Genomic DNA, 15,392 nt, shown 5'->3' with positions numbered 1-15,392 from the left:
GTACCTCCAAGTCCAGTATTAACTGGATAGGAGTAGTGGCGTTGGACACGCCGATTGGGTAACTTGCTTGATATTACGGGTAACTCCCATAAAAGCAGGCGACCATGAAGCTCGGTATTTCAATGCCGAGTAGTTCACTAATGAATCAAATCAGCGGTGAAATACAGCGGTATAAAGAATGGAAGAAAAAAGATAACAAAGTATCAGAAGATGAAGTAATTGATATTGAATAGATTAATTATCATTTAAATATTAAGGAACCCGTAGAATCATGGGTTCCCTAATATAATCTAATGTTTAATTATTGATGCTCAACTAAATCAATTGCTCCTAGTAGAACATGAGCTAAACCAAAACCAGCAATCCCCCATCCTAAAGCCGGATTAACAGAACGCATACCAATTCCTAAACCAGTAACTACAGTACCAAGAGCAGTAGGAATTGCTCCTTCTTTGGTTCTCTTTATTTGTTGGATAATATCCCTCCTAATTATTTTTCATTATCTAGTATGGTTTGATTTCAAACTCACTACTCAGGTAGTTTTTTGCTTTAAAATCAATTACTTCGCAAAGCATCAGCCGGTTCCAGTTTTGCTGCCCTTCGGGCAGGAATAATACAGGTCAGCGCCGTAATAACTACTCCTAGAATAAAAGAATAGAGCAAAGTTTCTCCGCTTACTACTGGACGTACCACCGGATTTATTAATATATTCTCACTTACTCCAGACATTGCTGCACTATAATCAATAATCTCAGTTACAGCAGTTATCTTTGTAATTGCTCCGCCAATAACCACTCCCACCAGACTACCAACTATTCCCATAACTGTTCCTTCCATGATAAACATAATAAGTATCTCCCGCTGCTTCAAACCTAACGCCGTCATCATTCCAATCTCTTTTGTCCGTTCCTTAACTATCATAATCATAGTATTCACTACTACTATTCCTGCCAGAATAACTAAAAATATATAGATAAAATTATAGATTCTTTGGGCTATCTGTAACATATTAATCATATCATAACCTCGATTCCAGGAAATAAGTTGATACTCTTCTGCTCCTTCTTGTTCAAATAACTCATTTACTTTAGGTAGTATCTGATCTATTTTTCGATAATTATTAGTTTCTAATAGAAGTTCCGTTGCCATATCCGACATCTCCAATATTCTTTGTGTCTGATCTAAAGAAAGATAGAAAACCTTTTCATCTAACAGCTTTAAACTACTGGCAATCTGCCCTACTATCTTAAAAGTAGATCCTTTAAAAGAACCAAAAGAAGTCTGGTATAGAAAGGTCACCTTTTCCCCTACATCTAAATCCAGCTTCTGAAGCAGATCTTTTCCTAATATAACTTCTTTTCGACCGGGCTTTATCATTCTCCCAGCTGTTAGCTTCTCCCCAATATTAGTAAATTCCAGCTCTTTCTTGGGCTGAACTCCCCACCCCATCAATCGAACTAAATTATCCTCTTGATCTTGAATAACGGATGCGCCAAACTTAATTCGCGGGATTACTCTTTTTACTCCTTCAATTTCTGTTAATTTCTGTTCCATATTAGTAATTCCCGCTCCATTAAATCCATCAACAGGATAATTTAGCGAAAGCAGTCTTTCTTTCTGTTGATACTCCTGATTAATAATCTTGGCATGTCCAGCTTCATACTGAATATGGAGACTAAACATATTATCAATCATTCCAACTACTAAACCTTTAACGAAGACAACTAGGGCTACAGATAGAGCAATAGCTAAAATAGAAATTGAAGTTCTTAATTTATTACGAAATAAATTCTTGGATGCTAAGTTCCATAAGAATGACACTGATACTGCCTCCTTTAACGATCATAAATAGCTTCTACAGGGTCTTTGCGTGCTGCCCATCGAGCCGGTAAAATACTTGCTAAAAAAGAAACAATTATACCAAAAGCATTAACAAATAAAAAAGCTGGTGGATTCCAATGACCATATAATTTACTCATAATTGGTAATCCCCAATCTTCTACTCCACCAAAAACAGATAAATCAAGTCCTTGAGTATTTAAATAAAAAATGGCTATAATTCCTATCAATGATCCGATAAATCCACCGATTAAACCAATTCCTATCGCTTCTCCAATAAAAGTTAGAACAATCTCTCTTTCTTTCAATCCTAAAGCCTTCATCATACCAATCTCTTTAGTTCTCTCTAATGAGGATAAAATAATAGTATTCACAATTCCTACTGCAGCAATCAATAATATAGCGGACATCATAATTAACTTTTCTATTGTTTCAACTTTACTCATAGCAATAACCTCTCCGGCTGAATCACGCCAAGAATGAGCAGTTAATTTCTGATTATAATTTGTTAATTCTGTTGATAATTCTTCTGCTGCTTCTACTGCCTTTCCATCATAATTTAACTTAACTACTATCTGACTTACTCTATTATTTAAATTTAAAGCCTGCTGAGCAGTTTCTAAGGGAAGATAGACTAAATTATTATTGACATCAGGATTATTGGTATGGACTAAACCAACAATTTCAACATCAATAGTATTAAAGGTATCTTGCGGCGTCCTAAAGAGTAAAGTTAGATAATCGCCTATTTTTAATTCCATTAAATCTGCTAATTTCTTTCCTAATACCGCTTCATATCTACCATTCTCCAACATTCTACCTTCAACTAGATAGTCCTCAGTAGTAAAGACTTTCTTATGCTGATAGGGATCAATACCGCAGGCTACAACAGGTAATTCATCAGTACCATTATTGAGATTAGCTGAAAACTTCAGCTGTGACGATAGAGCTTCAAAGTAAGGAGTTTTTCTGATTATCTGCAGTAAGTCCTGCTCTTGATGTATAAGATTTCTCAGCGAAAGTTCTTCTCGCTTAGTCCAATAATCTTTATTAACCACCTGCAGATCTCCGGTCTCTAAATTCTTGATATTATTAAAGGATAACTCATTAATTCCTATCTGAATCGAATCATAGATTAGAAAGATTGCAATTCCCAATGCAATTATAGAAGCCGTAACTAAAACCCGGCGTTTATGTCGGGTTAAGTTCTTCAAAGCCAATCTAATAAAGAAGATCAGCAACACCTCCCACATAATTAAAATCCTTAATTAATCATTTCATCCTTGACAATCTCGCCATCCCTCAGCTTAATTAAACGCTGAGCATAATCCATTACTAACGGGTCATGAGTAGAGAAAATAAAAGTTGTATCCAGCTTCTTATTCATCTCTACCATTACCTTTAACACATCCTGACTAGTCTCTGAATCAAGATTAGCTGTTGGTTCATCAGCCAATACCAGCTTAGGCTCTTTAACTAATGCTCGGGCAATTGATACCCGCTGTTTTTGGCCACCTGATAATTCATTTGGCTGTCTATCGGCTAAATCTCCTAGTCCAACTGCTGTTAAAATTTCCATTACCCGCTGGTTAATTTTTGCCTGTTCTTGATTGTTAATCAGTTTAAGAGCAAACTCAACATTTTCATAAGCTGTTAGGACAGGAATTAGATTAAAATCCTGAAAGATAAAACCGAAATTATGGCGCCTCAGCATTGCTAGCTCATCCTGTGACAATCGACTAATCTCTTCGCCGCCAAAAGTAATTTGGCCTTCAGTAGGAGTATCCAAACAGCCGACTAGATTTAGCAATGTCGTCTTTCCCGACCCGGAAGGTCCAGCAATTGAGACAAAACCGCCTTCTTCAATTGTTAAATCCACACCACGCAAAGCCGGTACCTCAACCTTACTCTGGCGATAAATCTTCTCAACCTCCTTTAACTCCAATAGAGACATTCAGTTTCTCCTCCTCTTCTTAATCAAGAATGTTAATAGTAGATATCTTCTCTATTATTCTTACTTTATCCTGCTATTTAAATTCATTAAGCAAAAATAAAACCTACCCTTTTAAAGGCAGGCTTGGTTTATTCTTCACTTGTTAAATAGCTTCTTCCCATAACTCATAATACTCTTCCAGTTTTTCTTTTATTGTTTCATATTCAGTTGTTAAATCAGCTAGCTCTTCTTCATCATTATATAGGTTCTGGCTGTTGAATGCAGTTTCTAACTCTTCAAGTCTATCTTCTAACTCTATAATCTCTGCTTCCAACTCATCAAGATCTATTTCGCTTTCCTGGCTTGGGGAATTATTCTTCTCTTGTCCCTTATCCCCTGTTTTAACTTCTGCTTTTTGTTTAGCTTCTTTCTCGGCAGCCAGTCGTTCTTCATATTCAATGCGGTAATCAGTATAATTTCCTCTATACTCTACTAACTTATTACCTTCAAGAGCAAAAACCTTATCAACTAATTCATCTAAAAAATAGCGGTCATGGGAAATAACTAAAATAGTCCCAGGATAATTCTGTAATGCTTCTTCTAAAATCTCTTTCGACTTAATATCCAAATGATTAGTCGGTTCATCTAATAATAATAAATTATAATCCTGGATTGCTAGTTTAGCCAATGATAACCGCGCCTTTTCTCCGCCGCTTAAAGTAGATATCTCTTTAAATACATCGTCACCTTTAAATAAAAACCGGGCCAAGACATCACGGGCAGAACTTTTAGTAATATCTGCAGCCTCCTGTAGTTCCTCAATTAAGTTATGACCAAGAGTTAAATCTTTATGCTCCTGATCATAATATCCGATATTGACTCTAGTCCCTAACTTAATCTCTCCTCTGTCAACCTCTTCTTGCTCAGATAGTAACTTAAACAGCGTTGATTTACCGCTGCCGTTTGGACCGACTAAAGCAACCTTCTCTCCGCGATATAACTTAAAATCTATATCTTCTAATACCAATTCCTGGTCATAAGACTTACTTAGCCCCTCAACTGTCAGAACATCATTTCCACTGACGGTCTCCAGTCTAAAATCAATCTTGGGTGTATCAATCGTTGGCGGCGGAGGTATCCTCTCCATTCGATCCAGTTTCTTCTGGCGTCCGCGTGCTTGCTTTGAATCAACACCGGCTTTATTCTTACGAATATAGGCCTTCATCTTCTTAATCTTCTTCTGCTGCTTTTCATACTCCCGCTGCCAGGTCAACAAACGGTGTTCCTTCTCTTCTGCATAAAAGGAGTAATCACCGTTATATTTTTCTAATCTACCCTTCTCTAACTCCCAGATGCAGTCAACTACCTGGTTTAAAAAGTAGCGGTCATGAGAAATAATTACTACTGCTCCATCATAATCAATTAAGTAATCCTCCAGCCATTCTTTAGCCTGAAGATCTAAATGATTCGTCGGCTCATCTAAAAGTAATAATTGGGGTTGCGACAAGAGTAATTTAGCTAAACCGGCCCTTGTCTTCTCACCACCGCTAAAATTAGTTAACTCTTCATCAAATTCATCTTCAGTAAAACCTAATCCACGTAAAACCCCTTTAATCTCACTTTCATACCGATAACCGCCGCTGGCTTCATATTCCCGGCGGAGCTTACTATAGCGCTCCATTATTTTATCTAATTTCTTACCGCTCACCTGACTCATCTCAGCTTCTAAATTTTGTAATTTTTCTTCAAGCTGGAATAACCCCTGGTAAATATTTAACATTTCCTGATAAAGCGTAGTATCCGGATTAAGATTATAACTTTGAGCCAAATAACCGATATCCAAATCATTACTTGTCAGAAGTTCACCTTCATCAAGGTATTCTTCTTCTCTTAAAACTTCAATTAATGTTGATTTACCTGTGCCGTTATCTCCAATCAAACCGATACGGTCATCAGGCTGAATCTGTAGCGAAATATCCTTAAAGATAATCTGTTCTGGATATATCTTTGTTGCGTTCTGTAGCTGTAAAAGCGCCACTATTATTCCTCCTGCTCTTGGCATTGGGGACAAAAATAGGTACCTCGGCCCCCTACTTTAATCTTCTTTAAAATTGCTGCACACCTATTACATTCTTCTCCCTTGCGATCATAAACCCGTAAATAATTCTGATAACTTCCGGCCTCACCGCTGGCATCAACATAATCCCATTTTGTTGTTCCTCGGTGTTCAATGCCTTCTGCTAGCACTTGCTGAATTGCCTGGTATAACTTCTTAATCTCCTGGTCTGTTAGAGTATCGGCTGTACGTAATGGATGTATCTGAGAGATAAATAAAGCTTCATCAACATAAATATTTCCTAATCCAGCCAGAAATTTCTGGTTCAACAATAAAGGCTTAATTCTACCCCGGCGCGTGGATAGTATTTCTTTAAACTTATCCAGCGTAAATTCATCAGATAGAGGTTCGGGACCTAATTTAGTCAAGCTACCCGCCTCCTTAAGATCAGCTACTAAATAAGTACGGGTAAACTTCCGTTTACTTCCTAACCGCAGTTCATCATTCCCTTTAAATTTAAAGAAGATATAGTCATATTTATCAACTTCCTCCTTCTTCTGACAGTAAACAAAACGTCCTGTCATTCTTAGATGAGTAACTAAATAATAATCTGTATCCAACTCCATAATTATATACTTACCGCGCCTTCTTATATCTTCTATTCTGCTGCCAGTTAAGGTATCTATAAACTCTTCTACCTCTAGATTGGCTATTAATTTTTCATTCTTCACTTCTACATCAGTAATCTCTTTCTTTAAAACTGATTCTGTAAGTGTATCAACTACTGTCTGTACTTCAGGTAATTCGGGCATTCTCTAACCTCCATCACTTTTACAACTATTATACCATAGCTTACTTTTTCTTATCAAAACTTCTCTGAATTAACTGCCATACCTCCGGTTTTTCTCTCTGTAAAGATATTGGTTCAAAGTCCTGGTTTACAAAGGAATGGCTAGTATTACCTGCGGCTAATAATTCATCACTTTCTGAGTGCAGAATCTCATACGAAAAACCAATCCTGACTCGCTTTAACTTATTGATTGTAGTCTCAATTCTGATCAAATCATCGTAGCGAGCCGGATTATGATACTTACAGTGTGACTCTAACACTGGCAGAAATACTCCCTCATCTTCTAATTCTTTATATGTCACTCCCGCCTGACGCATATACTCTGTTCTCCCGATTTCAAACCACCGAAGATAATTAGCGTAGTAAACAACCCCCATTTTATCTGTTTCTTGATAGGTGACTCTAATCTGATGACTGTGTTCTGACATTTTTATTATCCTCCAATTTTAATTGCTTCCTAATTATATCATTACCATATTGAGTCATCAATTCCTTGTTAAACTACAACAATGTTGATATATTGTTGCAGTTTAGAGTTGATATCTTGCAAACGCTCCGAAAATCAGCCCTGATTAATTAGCAATAAATTAATCTTATAGCTACAGTTTGAATCCCTACTTTATATGTTAATTATTTTCTCTTATGGGGCTGCTTTAAAGTCGCTTGTTGCAAGATATCAACAATAAAATTATGCAAAATAATCTGATGTGACGTGAAACCATATTAATGAAATTTTTGTGCTGTAACTATAGCCTGGGAAGTTTCTCTGTTCCAGATCTTTTTTCTCCTAAACAGCCCAGGCTGTGATTGCAATGTAATACCATGACAATATCATACTGCAAATGGTCAATATGCGTCTATAGCAACTCTAATTAATGATAACCATAGTGATATATCTATTATCAATAGTCAATATGTGTCCCGAGCGACTCTTAAAACTGGCCCGGAATCATGGACGATGGAGGGCCAGTTTTTGAGAGTGAGCGAAACAGGATGTTGAGCGAACGACAAGCGGCGGATACATATTGACTATCACTGCAATATCTTGAAAGTGCAACAATATATCAATTAAACTGGATTAAACAAAAATTTTATAATCGATGGATAATTTTAATTCTATTTGTTATAATATCTACAAGTGTCTCAAAATAATTGTCAATAAATTCTTAAATAAAAAAGGAGGCTACATATAATGAAGATGTCACAGATGTATTCACCAACATTAAAAGAAACTCCAGCTGATGCTGAAGTAGTCAGCCATCAGTTAATGCTTAGAGCAGGATTAATGAGAAAGTTAGGTTCAGGAATCTATTCTCACCTGCCTTTAGGTTATAAAGTTATTCAAAAAGTAGAAGATATTATAAGAGAAGAGATGAATAAAGCAGGAGCTCAGGAAGTACTACTGCCTGCTTTACAGCCAGCTGAATTATGGAAAGAATCCAATCGGTGGGCTGACTACGGTCCGGAACTAATGCGTCTTGAGGACAGACATAAAAGAGACTTCTGTTTGGGACCCACTCACGAAGAAGTGATAACTGATTTAATTAAAGACGAAGTGCGCTCCTATAAAGATCTCCCTTTTAATCTTTATCAGATCCAGACTAAATTCAGAGATGAAATCAGGCCTCGATTTGGAGTCTTACGCAGTCGGGAATTCATTATGAAAGATGCTTACAGCTTCAATCCTGATAAAGAATCTTTAGACGAAAGTTATGAGAAAATGTATGATTCATATGTAGAGATCTTTGATAGATGCGGTCTGGACTTTAGAACCGTTGTAGCTGACAATGGACCAATTGGCGGTACAGATTCCCATGAATTTATGGTGCTGGCTGATTCCGGCGAAGACACAGTAGTCTTCTGTAGTGAATGTGATTATTCTGCTAATCTAGAACTGGCCGATTCAGATATTGAATTCACTACTACTGATGATAAACCACAAGAATTAGAAAAGGTAGAAACACCTGGTGCTGATACTATTGAAGACTTAGCCGAATTCTTTAACTGTTCGACTAAAAAGCTGCTTAAAAGCTTAATCTATCAGACTCAAGACGGCTATGTTTTAGCTTTAGTCAGAGGAGATTATCAGCTTAATGAAGTTAAGTTAAGAAACTTCTTAGGAACAGCCGCTTTAGAAATGGCTCCAGCAGAAGAACTTTTTAATGATACAGGAATTGTAACCGGATTTGCTGGTCCTGTTGATATTCCTGATGAAGTCAGAGTAATTGCTGACCCATCAGCTATGGCTGTAGTTAATGGAGTTACCGGAGCCAACGAAGCTGACTATCACTATACCAATGTCAATCCTGAACGCGATTTTACTGTAGATGCAATAGTTGATATAAGAGAAATCAAAGAAGGAGAACCCTGTATTGACTGTGGTGCTGAACTGACTATGACTAGAGGAATCGAAGTTGGACAAGTCTTTAAACTAGGCACTAAATACAGCGATTCTATGAAAGCAACCTATATTGATGATAATGGTAAAAGCCAGTCAATTTTTATGGGCTGTTATGGCATCGGCGTAACTCGAACAGTTGCTGCTGCTATTGAACAGAATCACGATGATTACGGCATTATCTGGCCTAAATCCATTGCTCCATACTCAGTCCATATAATGCAATTAGGAAATGATGAAGAAATAAAAAGAGTCAGTGAAGACCTCTATACAGCACTAAACCAAACAGGACTGGAAGCTTTATATGATGACCGCAGTGAACGAGCCGGCGTTAAATTCAATGATGCTGACTTAATCGGCTGTCCAATCCAGGTTATTATCGGAAAGAATTCACTTGAAGACAATAAGCTCGAAATTAAATTACGCCAAACAGATGAAAAACTAAAGATTAATGCCGATAATCCAGTTCCTAAAATAAAAGAACTACTTGCAAAACAGAATTAAAACTCACTAATTAGCCCTGTAATTCTTCATTACAGGGCTTTAATTATCCGTTAATAAGCTACCGGTCCCCTTAAAACTTTCCAGCCATATTTATCTTTAATTAAATCAACTGCAAATGATACTAACTGATTCTGCTGTGTAAATTCATTTCTATAAAATGAAATAGCCACTCTTGCTGTTCCCTCTACTTGGTTTCTCAATTCCAATGTATATTTGAAATTATATTTCTCCTTCAAGTTAGCAATCTCTTTTCTCACTTTCTCTATCTGTTCTTCATCTTTAAATTGCTCTCTCGTTAAATTAGCATGTATTCTTTCAGCATAAGCGGAATATACCTGGTTAAGATTATCCCTAAACAGCCCTGCTGTTAATTCTCTGGATGTAGAAACTGGCGAATGATATAATTTCTCTGCTTCTTTCTGCTTTTTGATTGCCTCAGCTACATAATCAATTCTAGTATCCAAATTAGGATGGCTTTTCATCAGCTCTAATAATTCTAAGTTAACACTATTGGACTTCCTTTTAAGCAGCCTCAGTAATCCAATTACTCCCCGGGAATCATAATCAGTTCTCTTTAGCAAAAGAGCAGAATAAATATCAGCCTCTTTTTCCTGACTCCTACTATACTTTTTCACTAACAGATTAACAGCTATCTCTGCTGCGGGACTTACTTCATCCTGGTCTAGCTTACCATCCTTAGCTAAGTCAAATATTACAGCTCCAAGCTGAATCTTTTGGTTAATCTCTATCTTTTCCTGAATATCATTATTAACTCCATGGCCCATTTCATGAGCAATTAAAGCAGCTAACTGTTCATCAGTTTCTAGCAAATCAAATAATCCTTTATAAATCAATATGTATCCATCACCAATATTAACCGCATTTATTGCAGAATTATCAATTATATGGTATTTAAACTCCAAATCTGGAGCATCCTTGTCAGCCTCTGCTGCTAGTTTATTAAAAATTTCATCCACTCTCTTTTTTTCTTCAGAGTTCAGGTCAGCTTTGCCATATTCATCTAAATAATGCTTTAAATACTTCTGTGATATTTTTTTCTCATAATCAGATACTGCCTGAACTGATATGCTGCCTAAAACCAAAAAACTAATCAATAGTAGAATGACTATTCTTTTTTTCCTTAAACCTATCATATTCCACCACCTTTAATTGTTCAGATTAACCTTAAGATATCTATCTTCTTGATTATTGATTCTAAGCTTCATTTCTTTCTTTTGGCCTGGACTAATTATTCTAATGTAATATACTCCGCTTTCTAAACCTGCAAACTCTACTTCTCCACGGCGGGTATAGGCAAACCGAAGCCGCTGGTTAAAATCAGATTTATATATTCCTACATAGACATCATTAACTGGATTCTGTTGTTGGTCATATACTACTACTTTCAAATTTCCTTTTCCATTACAACCGCTGATAATAATCAAAGTAATTAACAATAGCACTAATAAAGATAATCTCTTTTTCACACTCTCCCCCCTTTTTATCAGGCAAACAACCTATCCTATTGTATAATTAGCCAATTCTTTTAATTCTTCCTGCAAAATATATAAAATATAAAAAGCCATCGCAAGTGCAATTACACACTTACAATGGCTAAAATAGACTATCTTATTAGAATTTATCAAACATTACCTTTTCTTCCGGCATTCCATGATCAACTAAGATGCGTTCAGCTGCATCAAGCATAGGCGGTGGTCCACAGAGATAGGATTCTGCATTCTCCAGTGATCCTTCTCTCTCATCCAGTACATCAGTAACAAATCCAGTAGGACCATCCCAATTCTTTTTGTCTTCCGGAGTAGGGTCAGACAGTGCAGGTATATACTCAAAGTTATCATACTTCTCTTCAAGTTCTGCGAATCTGTCTCCATAGTAAAGCTCATCTGAGTTTCTGGCACCAAAGTAATATCTTGTCGGCCGGGGCATCCCCAATTCATCTAGCCGCTCAAGAATTCCTCTCATAGGTGCCATACCGGCTCCTCCACCGATCAGAATAATCTCTCTATCAGATTCTTCATCGAGATAGAAGTGACCGAAGGGGCCAGTGAACTTAACGATATCACCTTCTTCCATAGCAAAGTGAACCCAGCTAGTACAGAGACCGCCGGGTACCAATTTAATTGTAAACTGTAAAGCATTCTCTTCTCTGGCCATACTCGGCGGTGAAGCTATAGAGTAAGCCCGATATTCTTCAAAACCAGGTATCATAATCTGTGCATACTGCCCAGCTTCAAACTCAATATCTGTTGGTTCTATCATTTCTAATCTAACATGTTTAACTGTAGGAGTTACACTCCTCACCTCAGCTACTCGAGCAGTATATTCTTCTATATCCAGTAATGATTCATCAAGCTCAAGTTTCATATCTTCATTGACTTTTACCTGACAGGCAAGCCTGACTCCTTCTTCTCTTTCTTCTTCGTCGAGGAAAGGTTCTTCTGTAGGTAGTATATCACCGCCGCCTTCTTTTACTGTAACCTTACATTGACCGCAGCTTGCTTTTCCACCACAACCTGCAGGAATGAAGATGCCATTTTCACCTAAAACTTCCAACAATGTTCCATCTCCAGCCGGAATATACTCTTCATCATTAATGTTAATTACCTGCTGCTCATTACTGGTCAATAAGAAATCAGCAATCGCCAACACGAAAGCAACCCCAAAGAAAATTGAAGCTAATATATAGATTGGTTGAATATTCATTTAGACACTCACCATCCCTCCGAAGCCCATAAATGCAAGGGCTACTATGCCAAGTATTATCATAACGATACCTGGTCCTTGCAGACCTCTTGGTACATCTCCCGTCAATTTAAGCTTCTCTCTTATGGCAGCAACAATCGCAATTGCTATTAACCAACCGATTGCTGAACCAAGTGCAAAAACAAGTGTAGTTATAAAATCATAATTACGTAATGTCATAAAGAGTGAAATGGAAAGTACAACACAGTTTACCGTAATAAGCGGTAAAAAGATTCCAAATGCTCTATATAAAGCAGGAAGAAATTTCTCTAAAATCATCTCTAAAAGCTGTACACTTGCTCCTATAACCACAATAAAGACAACATAATTTAAAATCTCAGTTCCAGTTGGTACTAAAATTAAATTATATATACCCCAATTAACCATAGAAGTTACCACTACTACAAAAGCTACTGATATTCCCATACCAACAGCCGTATCAAGATTCTTTGACACCCCTAACATCGGACACATCCCTAAAATGTAAGTCAAAGCTAGATTATGGGATGTTATAGCTGCTATAAAAATACTTAGAGACTCAGGCATTTTACTTCTCCTCCATATATTTTATTAATTTGTTTAGCACAAACTATTCATTCTTAAACTGACAACACTTTCTCAGAAGCATCAAGCTCAGCTCGACTATTTGGAGATTCCTCTTCCTCTTCATAAATCTGAATCTCCCGGACAACCCAGGTCAATGCTGCTAAAACAAAGAAGCCTCCAGGAGCCATGGCCATTACTACCCAGTTAGTCCAGGCTTCTCCAACAACTGGTATCTGTAATATAGTTCCAAAGGCAAGAACTTCTCTTACTGCAGATACTATAATTAAGACAATAGTATAACCCATACCATGAGCAAAAGCATCTACAATGGAAGAATCAACTGGATTATTAGAAGCAAATGACTCAGCTCGACCCATAATTAAACAGTTAGTTATAATTAAACCTACATAGGCACCTAATGCTCGACTAATTGCTGGAAAGAATGCTTTAAGAAATTGGTCTACTATAACTACAAAAGTAGAAATAAAGATTACATAGGTAACTATTCTTACCCGTTTTGGAATATAATCTCTAATAGTTGCAGTTAATACTGAAGAAGCTAGTATAACGAAAGTAACTGCAAGCCCCATAGCAATTCCATTTGCTACTCGATTAGTTACAGCCAGGGCAGAACAGATGCCTAAAGAAGCTATCAAAAGATCATTCTCTTGCCAAATTCCCTTATACAACAGAGCAAATACTCTAGTATATTTTATCTTATAATATAACTTTTTGAGCAGATTCAAATTAGTTCACCTCCAGTTTCTGCAAAGCCACTTCAATATTCTTATTTAAAATCTTCTGTAAAGCCTTACCAGACAACGTTGCTCCAGCAATCCCATCTACTTCATTAGGATTATCAGCTGTTTTACTTGCTTTCAAAACTACAATTTTTGGATTGCGTTTTAAGCCTTTAAACTGATTAAGAAACCAATCTTCTGTAATTCGACCGCCAAGACCAGGAGTCTCTCCCTGGGACATTATTGAAATCCCTTCTAGGGTTTCCATATCAGAGTCAAGGGCTGCAAAACCAACAATTGGAGCCCAAATCCCTTCACCTTCAAATTTAAAAGCAACTTCGCCTTCTTTGGTCTTGTAAAATTTATATTCGCCTTCATTTACAACCTCGACCTTTTCTTTAAAGACCTTTGTTAAATTATCACTTGAATAATCCACATTAATAGATTCAAGAACTTTCTGCATTGTTCTTAATTCTTTATTCTTCTCCACAAGAGGTTTAGTATAAGAACCCAATCCTGCTAATAAAGCAGCTGCAACCAAACCCAAGATTAACATAAAGATTATCATCTTAGCCTTACCCAACAGAATATCCTTAGTTTGCACTTCCTGTTCTAAATTAGTATTAGTTTTCATTGTAAACGACCCCATCATCTTTTGGTTTGAATTTCGTCTTCAAAACCATACTATCGATCAAAGGTGTTACTGAATTTGCCAGTAAGATACTAAACATTACACCTTCAACATAGCCACTAAAGCTTCTAAAGATCAGTGTCAGAAATCCAGCAAAAATACCAAATATCCAGGTTCCGCCTTTTGTAAAAGGCGATGTTACAGGATCAGTTGCCATAAAGAAGGCACCAAATAAGAGACCTCCTGTCAGCAATTGATATAATGGTGGAGCAACTGTACCTGGTAAGAACTGATTTCCAATAGCCGATAAGATTACTACAGAGCCTAAATAGGCCGTTGGAATTCTCCAGTCTACTATTTTAGCAGCAATCAAGAATAGACCACCGATAATTATTCCAATCCGGAATGTTTCTCCCATAGAACCACCAGTTGTACCAAATAAAAGCTCAAAAGTGGAGAATGCTAATTCACCATTAGTCTTAAAGACTGCCAGCGGAGTTGCTGCCGACATTGCATCAACAGGAACTGAATACTTCAGAAAACCTCCTAAACCTCCAACTAAAGGTTTAGCCCACTTAGTAGTCATAGCTACTGGAAAGGCAATCGAAATAAAGACACGGCCTGCAATTGCTGGATTAAATACATTCCGTCCGGTACCGCCAAAAACTTCTTTTCCAAACAGAACTCCAAAAAATGACCCTACTGCTACCATCCATAAAGGAATCGTCGGCGGTAAAACTAAAGGAAAGATAAGCCCTGTTACTAGAAATCCTTCTTCGATTTCATGTCCTCTAATGATAGCAAAGAGTACTTCCGTTAAACCACCAACTATATAAGATACCAAAATAATTGATACAGCACGCCATCCGTAAAAGTAAATTGATGCAAAAGTACTAGGTAGCAAGGCTAAAATCACCATTGACATATACCTTTTTAGATCATTATTATCCATAATATGTGGTGCAGAAGCTGTAACCTCATCTGGCCCACAGAATATTGCAGCCATTGCATCAATAACGGGCTTTACAGGCTGTAGTGATTCATTTTCCTTTAAATTATCAAAAAAACTACGAAGTCCGTTCATTTTTTTATTCACCCTCCTAATCCTATCCAACTTTAAACCTGTAAATAC

Annotated in this window: 16 protein-coding genes; 2 read left to right on the top strand and 14 right to left on the bottom strand. The window is 37.0% G+C overall.

The features are described from left to right. Positions 1-104: 104 nt before the first annotated feature. Positions 105-233 carry a hypothetical protein gene (locus acear_RS12900; protein WP_280956770.1) on the top strand — a complete coding sequence of 43 codons (129 nt, stop codon included), beginning with the start codon at positions 105-107 and terminating at the stop codon, positions 231-233. A 68-nt stretch (positions 234-301) separates the two neighbouring features. Here the strand turns inward: acear_RS12900 and acear_RS12995 are convergent, their stop codons facing one another. The 7 genes from acear_RS12995 to acear_RS02010 form a co-directional block, all read right to left on the bottom strand. Next, complete coding sequence (locus tag acear_RS12995) at positions 302-478, bottom strand: hypothetical protein (RefSeq protein ID WP_013277370.1); 177 nt, start codon at positions 476-478, stop codon at positions 302-304. 77 nt (positions 479-555) lie between these two features. Next, positions 556-1,821 carry an ABC transporter permease gene (locus tag acear_RS02035; protein ID WP_013277369.1) on the bottom strand — a complete coding sequence of 422 codons (1,266 nt, stop codon included), beginning with the start codon at positions 1,819-1,821 and terminating at the stop codon, positions 556-558. A 14-nt stretch (positions 1,822-1,835) separates the two neighbouring features. Then, on the bottom strand, positions 1,836-3,092 hold the full coding sequence (locus tag acear_RS02030) for an ABC transporter permease (RefSeq protein ID WP_013277368.1): 1,257 nt from the start codon (positions 3,090-3,092) through the stop codon (positions 1,836-1,838). 11 nt (positions 3,093-3,103) lie between these two features. Further along, positions 3,104-3,793, bottom strand: a complete 690-nt coding sequence (locus tag acear_RS02025; protein WP_013277367.1) for an ABC transporter ATP-binding protein — start codon at positions 3,791-3,793, stop codon at positions 3,104-3,106. Between the two features lie 142 nt (positions 3,794-3,935). Then, positions 3,936-5,810, bottom strand: a complete 1,875-nt coding sequence (locus tag acear_RS02020; RefSeq protein WP_013277366.1) for an ABC transporter ATP-binding protein — start codon at positions 5,808-5,810, stop codon at positions 3,936-3,938. Positions 5,811-5,812: 2 nt separating this feature from the next. Continuing rightward, entirely contained in the window at positions 5,813-6,640 is an 828-nt protein-coding gene (gene mutM, locus acear_RS02015) for a DNA-formamidopyrimidine glycosylase (RefSeq protein ID WP_013277365.1), read from the bottom strand. Positions 6,641-6,680: 40 nt separating this feature from the next. Continuing rightward, a complete protein-coding gene (locus tag acear_RS02010; protein WP_013277364.1) occupies positions 6,681-7,106 on the bottom strand; it encodes an acyl-CoA thioesterase in 426 nt (141 codons plus the stop codon). A 764-nt stretch (positions 7,107-7,870) separates the two neighbouring features. Between acear_RS02010 and acear_RS02005 the strand changes: the two genes are divergently transcribed. Further along, on the top strand, positions 7,871-9,580 hold the full coding sequence (locus acear_RS02005; RefSeq protein ID WP_013277363.1) for a proline--tRNA ligase: 1,710 nt from the start codon (positions 7,871-7,873) through the stop codon (positions 9,578-9,580). A gap of 50 nt (positions 9,581-9,630) precedes the next feature. Here acear_RS02005 and acear_RS02000 read toward each other — a convergent pair whose 3' ends face one another. From acear_RS02000 to acear_RS01970, 7 genes are all read right to left on the bottom strand, one after another. Further along, positions 9,631-10,734, bottom strand: a complete 1,104-nt coding sequence (locus tag acear_RS02000) for a M48 family metallopeptidase (protein WP_013277362.1) — start codon at positions 10,732-10,734, stop codon at positions 9,631-9,633. Between the two features lie 12 nt (positions 10,735-10,746). After that, positions 10,747-11,067 (bottom strand): hypothetical protein, encoded by a 321-nt coding sequence (locus acear_RS01995; RefSeq protein WP_013277361.1) that lies wholly within the window; start codon positions 11,065-11,067, stop codon positions 10,747-10,749. Between the two features lie 145 nt (positions 11,068-11,212). After that, a complete protein-coding gene (locus acear_RS01990; RefSeq protein WP_013277360.1) occupies positions 11,213-12,304 on the bottom strand; it encodes an NADH:ubiquinone reductase (Na(+)-transporting) subunit F in 1,092 nt (363 codons plus the stop codon). Then, positions 12,305-12,889: an electron transport complex protein RnfA gene (locus acear_RS01985; protein WP_013277359.1), complete on the bottom strand. Its 585-nt coding sequence runs from the start codon at positions 12,887-12,889 to the stop codon at positions 12,305-12,307. It abuts the gene before it with no gap. A 53-nt stretch (positions 12,890-12,942) separates the two neighbouring features. Next, positions 12,943-13,635 carry an Rnf-Nqr domain containing protein gene (locus tag acear_RS01980; protein WP_013277358.1) on the bottom strand — a complete coding sequence of 231 codons (693 nt, stop codon included), beginning with the start codon at positions 13,633-13,635 and terminating at the stop codon, positions 12,943-12,945. A gap of 1 nt (position 13,636) precedes the next feature. Next, positions 13,637-14,263, bottom strand: coding sequence for an FMN-binding protein (locus acear_RS12020; RefSeq protein WP_049772638.1), 627 nt, complete (start codon positions 14,261-14,263; stop codon positions 13,637-13,639). Continuing rightward, positions 14,253-15,344 (bottom strand): RnfABCDGE type electron transport complex subunit D, encoded by a 1,092-nt coding sequence (locus acear_RS01970; protein WP_013277356.1) that lies wholly within the window; start codon positions 15,342-15,344, stop codon positions 14,253-14,255. Before acear_RS01970 ends, acear_RS12020 begins: the two co-directional genes overlap by 11 nt. Between the last annotated feature and the right edge of the window lie 48 nt (positions 15,345-15,392).

Source organism: Acetohalobium arabaticum DSM 5501, from assembly GCF_000144695.1.
GTDB classification, from domain to species: Bacteria; Bacillota; Halanaerobiia; order Halobacteroidales; family Acetohalobiaceae; genus Acetohalobium; species Acetohalobium arabaticum.
The sequence above is the reverse complement of the archived record's forward strand: the minus strand, read 5'-3'. Positions and strand labels throughout refer to the sequence as shown.

What these genes read in the sequence shown, in the direction of transcription:
- acear_RS12900 (WP_280956770.1), top strand. Translation starts at nt 105, where the DNA reads ATGAAGCTCGGTATTTCAATGCCGAGTAGTTCACTAATGAATCAAATC.
- acear_RS02030 (WP_013277368.1), bottom strand. Translation starts at nt 3,092, where the DNA reads ATGTGGGAGGTGTTGCTGATCTTCTTTATTAGATTGGCTTTGAAGAAC.
- acear_RS02025 (WP_013277367.1), bottom strand. Translation starts at nt 3,793, where the DNA reads ATGTCTCTATTGGAGTTAAAGGAGGTTGAGAAGATTTATCGCCAGAGT.
- mutM (WP_013277365.1), bottom strand. Translation starts at nt 6,640, where the DNA reads ATGCCCGAATTACCTGAAGTACAGACAGTAGTTGATACACTTACAGAA.
- acear_RS02010 (WP_013277364.1), bottom strand. Translation starts at nt 7,106, where the DNA reads ATGTCAGAACACAGTCATCAGATTAGAGTCACCTATCAAGAAACAGAT.
- acear_RS02005 (WP_013277363.1), top strand. Translation starts at nt 7,871, where the DNA reads ATGAAGATGTCACAGATGTATTCACCAACATTAAAAGAAACTCCAGCT.
- acear_RS02000 (WP_013277362.1), bottom strand. Translation starts at nt 10,734, where the DNA reads ATGATAGGTTTAAGGAAAAAAAGAATAGTCATTCTACTATTGATTAGT.
- acear_RS01990 (WP_013277360.1), bottom strand. Translation starts at nt 12,304, where the DNA reads ATGAATATTCAACCAATCTATATATTAGCTTCAATTTTCTTTGGGGTT.
- acear_RS01985 (WP_013277359.1), bottom strand. Translation starts at nt 12,889, where the DNA reads ATGCCTGAGTCTCTAAGTATTTTTATAGCAGCTATAACATCCCATAAT.
- acear_RS12020 (WP_049772638.1), bottom strand. Translation starts at nt 14,263, where the DNA reads ATGAAAACTAATACTAATTTAGAACAGGAAGTGCAAACTAAGGATATT.
- acear_RS01970 (WP_013277356.1), bottom strand. Translation starts at nt 15,344, where the DNA reads ATGAACGGACTTCGTAGTTTTTTTGATAATTTAAAGGAAAATGAATCA.